Origin of the sequence: Caballeronia sp., assembly GCF_049581465.1 — a bacterium.
GTDB lineage: Bacteria > Pseudomonadota > Gammaproteobacteria > Burkholderiales > Burkholderiaceae > Caballeronia.
Map to the genome: position 1 here is coordinate 1 of NZ_JBAUSA010000698.1, position 4568 is coordinate 4568.

Consider the following 4568-nt stretch of genomic DNA (forward strand, 5'->3'; position numbering starts at 1 on the left):
CTTTCCTGAAATCATCCCGCATCGTCTTCGGCCCTCACTCATCTCTCGGAACTTCGCTGATTGTGCGAAGTCTTGTGCATGGTCGTACTAAACGTTTCTTAGCCGAGCACCATAGCCGATGACGAAATCTTTGCGAATGGGAAAACTGAGTCGCGAAAGAAAAAAACCTTGATTTTGTCCAATTCGGATTTGTCCTATTCTCGGTCGGTTTTGGGCGCGCTACCGTCTTCGCGAAATTGATGCGCTAGGGCACGTCCGATAGGTCAAGGCGGTGTGCGAACTGGATCGATGCGTAGGCATTCTTATAGCGTTACTCTTTTCGAGTCCCCAAGGAAGCAAGCATGAAAAAGATGGCAGTGAAAGGCAATGCAACAACAACCGGAGGTGAGATCCTCGACGGCGATGAAACCGCGCTCGACAACGGCCGGCCTATTGCACGTCACATGGATCTCGCGTCATGCCCTCGATGCGGGAAGAACGGGCCGATCTTCGGCACGGCGGAAACTTTCGGCTTAGGCCGCACGCGCGGCGTACTGGATAACGACGTTGTGATGTGCGACTGTCCCGAGGGCACGAATCGTGTGATTGCTGAATCTACAATCAACTACTTTGCATGAAATCCCTTCAGGACGCGGCGGACCGCGACAGGAGAGTAAGGGAAGGTACGAAGCCAGCGCGGGCGACCGAAACGAGATATCGCAATCCGCAAACGGGCGCGAGGTGGAACGCCAGAGGAAAACGGTTGCGTGGCAGGGCTTGGGGGTTATTTCAAAGCGAGGCGTCCGCGGACACGGGCGCGAGGTTCACGCATGAAACCGAACGTTAGGAGGCTCAGAGCCCCCGAATACAACGCCTCGTCTCCAACCGTTTCGCAGGAGACCCGCTGGCGTGTATGGGATGCCATTGCCACCATGCCACGCCGCGGATCGGTTGTTTCGGTTGACTATGAAACCCGGATGTTCGAAGCCGTCGGTGACGTTGCCCGCGCGTGGAGCGGCGAGTGTTTGTCTACAGCATTTGTCGGGCACTACTCACCGCTGATATTCGTCTGTGTGCAGGGACACCGCTTTGAGTTGTTACCGCGGTTCGTTCGGCAAGGCGTCTGGTGTCCCGAGTGTGCGCATCGGCGATACCTCGATGAGCAGATCGACGAGATGCGCACCGTCGCCGCCCAATACGGGGGACTTTGTTTATCCCCAGAGTATTTGGGTACGGACGTCCCACTTCTTTGGCAATGTGCTCACGGGAAGGAGTGGCGAGCACTTGGACGGGAGGTAAGGCGAGGCCAGTGGTGCTCATGTCGACAACTTTAAGAATGAAAGCCAAGGGCTACCGCCGCCCCCTACCCATTCTGCACATTGCTTCTATACCGACCCGCCGCCGCAAATGCTTTACCAATGAGCATGAGGTGAAAGTAGAGCCGCGTACTGAGTCCATACTTGTAAGCATGGAGATTGGCGAGCGCGATGTTGAGCCCGCGCATGGGTTCATGATTGCGCGCATACACCGACACGACAATCGGAACCAGCCGCCTAAGTGCTAACCGGCGTGCGGGTTCAAGACTGCTGTCGAGCGATAGCGACTTGAGGAACGTGTACGCGGACACCGACGCTGCGTTAACCGAACGAGCGGTGGTGTTCGAAATCGATACCTCGGTCTTGCGGTAATACGACACGTACTTCTTGACGTAGAAGACCTTCTTGGCGGCGAGGCACATTTGTGAACCGAACACAAAATCGCAGCACATGCCGTACTGTTTCCTGTAGCCGATTTTCTTGACCAGGCTTGCGTTTGCGAGCCAGCCATTGTTGGGCATCATTTGAATGAGGCCCGTGCGTCCGGGTTTGACCTGAAGACCGGCCGCTGCTTCTGTGCGATAAAAGTCTGAATTGAGCTTCCCGCTTGCTTCCATATCGACATGACCGGCGGCATTCATCTCGTACTGGTCGCCGAATGCGATATCCAGATCGGGATGCGCGTCCCAGGCTGAAAGCAGTTGTTCGATGGCGTCGATTTTGAGGGCGTCGTCGTCGTGGATGAGAAGGATTTTATCTCCGGTGGCGCGATTGAAGAGGCTTGCGACGTTATCGGCCTGTCCGAGCGGCGGCTCGTTTTTGGTGTAGACGACGCGCGACTCATTAAGCAGCGTTGAGCCGACAAGCGCCTGGGTTCGTGAATCGCCGGAATCGTCGCCGATCAGAATCTCAATGTCTGAATGCGTTTGAGCGAGACAAGACGCAAGGCATTCCATGAGCAGCTCGGGGCGGTTGCATGTGGGGAGACAGATAGAGATTTTCATGTTCTCGCGAGCCGATAAAGGTTGACCGGGGGACAGTGGACGACGAAACGTTCAGGAGAAAAGGCGTCGCACAAACGGATGCCGCGACAGCGGCACAAGGCATGAAGTTTTATACGGTTCGCCCAATATTTGGTCAACGCGATTAAATCGGCGGGTTCAATTTCCGATTTATTTTTAATTTTTTACTTAAGAAAGAAAATAAAAAGCGAGTGCCAGCTGGACCTTCCGCAGGCAGGAACACACGGAGCACGCAGCACGACGCGAGCGACGCCAGCGAGACCCGAAGCGCCCAGCGATATAATCCGGGACCCAAACAGGAGACCCGCGCAATGCAACTTTATGGCCGCCGCAGTTCGATCAACGTTCAAAAAGTAGTGTGGTGCCTAAGCGAGTTAGGCCTCTCTGAAGGCCACGATTATCAGCGTATAGACGCAGGCTTGCATTTCGACGTAGTCGATACCCCGGAGTACCGCAAACTCAACCCTAACGGCCTGGTGCCGACCCTGGTGGATGGCGACTTCGTGTTGTGGGAGTCGAACGCCATCGTTCGTTACCTCGCCGCAACGCTTGGGGCAAACACGCTCCTGCCAACCGATGCGAGACATCGCGCGGACGTAGAGCGCTGGATGGACTGGCAATCAATCACCTTTTGGGCGACATTGCGCGTTGCGTTCCTGGGCCTGACCCGCACGCCGGAACCCGAGCGCAATATAGACGCGATCAGAAAGGCGTATGCGGATGCGACTCACCATCTATCAATCCTCGATGCACAACTCATGCTGCATCCGTTCGTGACGCAGACGGGTTTCACGGTGGCGGATATGGTAATTGGGCTGTCGGTGCATCGATGGCTTGGGCTGGCGGAGCAATACCCGGACGTACTGGGGAAGCGGCTTCAATTGCCCGCGGTTCAAGCGTGGTACGAAAAGCTCGCCGCGCGTCCTGCATTTCAAAGCACGATTGCCTGAGCGAGTCTGCTGCGCGGTCTCGGCCGCTATTCGGTCTCGAGGTTATAGCCGCTGAAGCCCATCAGCGCCGACAGCCTCGCGGCCATTTCACCGACCATGCGGCACACATCGCCAAACTCCGGATTGATTTTCTGGTCGATGCGTTCGAGGTAGGGCACGTTGACCGCCGCGATGGCGTCGCCGGTATTGCCGATCACAGGGAACGCAACGTTGGTCACGCCGCGCATCTGCCGGCTTGGCACGAACTCGTGACCGTTCGCGCGTACGTCGTCGAGTAGCGCGCTCAACTGCTCATGCCCGATCTCGATTTCACCCTCCACGCGCGTATGTGCGGCGAGCATGCGCGCGCGTTCGGCCGGATCGCGAAAGGCCAGGAGCACGTGGCCCGATGAAGTATCCGTGAGCCCCATCACCGCGCCGACCTTCATCCCGAATGACCAGCGCTCCGGGCTATCCACCTGCGCAATCACTGCCACACGCCCGCTGTGATAAATCGACAGGTGACATGATTGGCGCGTCAGGTTCGCGAGATCGCGCAACAGCGGAAGCGCGACCGCCGTGAGCGAGCGGATAGGCTGCTGCCGATGCGCCATTTCGAATAGCTTCAGCGTCAGCGTATAGCGGTCGTTATGGTCTCCCTGCACATAGCCGCGACGCTCCAGCGTCACGACCATGCGAAAGATCTCGCTCACCGTTCGGCCCAGTTTCACCGATAGCTCGTTGAGCGTGTAGCCGTCGGCGGTATCGACGAGAACATCCAGGATATCCAGCCCCTTCTCCAGCGCTGGCGCGGTGTATCTCGGACTGCGGGCGGATTCGCCTTCGACGCTTTTGGCACGCGGGCGAGCAGGGGTTTTGACGACTGTCTTCATAGCGATATGGGGTTTGAACGCGGGCATCGTACCCCATCGACTCCACGTGATGCGGTCACAGCGTCTCGTCCCGCTTGGCGATTCGCGCGGGAAGGCCGAACAGGATCAGCAGGGCTGCGAGGATCATGACAGCCGCGATCGCGTACAGTCCGCCCGAGGTCACGCCCGTGACATCCACCATCTTGCCGACCAGATACGGGCTGATGATGCCGCCCAGATTGCCGATCGAATTGATCAACGCGATACCGCCCGCCGCCGCCGTGCCGCTCAGGAAGGCGGGCGGCAAGGTCCAGAACACCGGCAGGCAGCCAATGGCGCCGACGGCCGCGATCACGAGCGATATCATGGCGAAGGTGGTGTCATGGGCGAACAGCGCGCTCAGGATATAGCCGATACCGCCCACGCCGACCGCGAGTCCCAGATGCCAGC

Annotated in this window: 4 protein-coding genes and 1 pseudogene; 2 read left to right on the forward strand and 3 right to left on the reverse strand. The window is 57.9% G+C overall.

Annotation, left to right across the window (positions count from 1 at the left end; genetic code table 11):
- Positions 1-341 precede the first annotated feature (341 nt).
- The gene (locus WCA53_RS17150) at positions 342-617 is read left to right on the forward strand and encodes a PAAR domain-containing protein (RefSeq protein WP_423912930.1); all 276 of its coding nucleotides are present in this window, start codon (positions 342-344) and stop codon (positions 615-617) included.
- Positions 618-1342: 725 nt separating this feature from the next.
- Here the strand turns inward: WCA53_RS17150 and WCA53_RS17155 are convergent.
- Entirely contained in the window at positions 1343-2299 is a 957-nt protein-coding gene (locus tag WCA53_RS17155; RefSeq protein ID WP_423912933.1) for a glycosyltransferase family 2 protein, read from the reverse strand.
- 329 nt (positions 2300-2628) lie between these two features.
- Between WCA53_RS17155 and WCA53_RS17160 the strand changes: the two genes are divergently transcribed.
- Complete coding sequence (locus WCA53_RS17160) at positions 2629-3267, forward strand: glutathione S-transferase family protein (RefSeq protein ID WP_423912937.1); 639 nt, start codon at positions 2629-2631, stop codon at positions 3265-3267.
- A gap of 26 nt (positions 3268-3293) precedes the next feature.
- Here the strand turns inward: WCA53_RS17160 and WCA53_RS17165 are convergent, their stop codons facing one another.
- On the reverse strand, positions 3294-4139 hold the full coding sequence (locus WCA53_RS17165) for an IclR family transcriptional regulator (protein WP_423912942.1): 846 nt from the start codon (positions 4137-4139) through the stop codon (positions 3294-3296).
- Positions 4140-4194: 55 nt separating this feature from the next.
- Positions 4195-4568: pseudogene (locus WCA53_RS17170) on the reverse strand (MFS transporter); the annotation flags it as partial.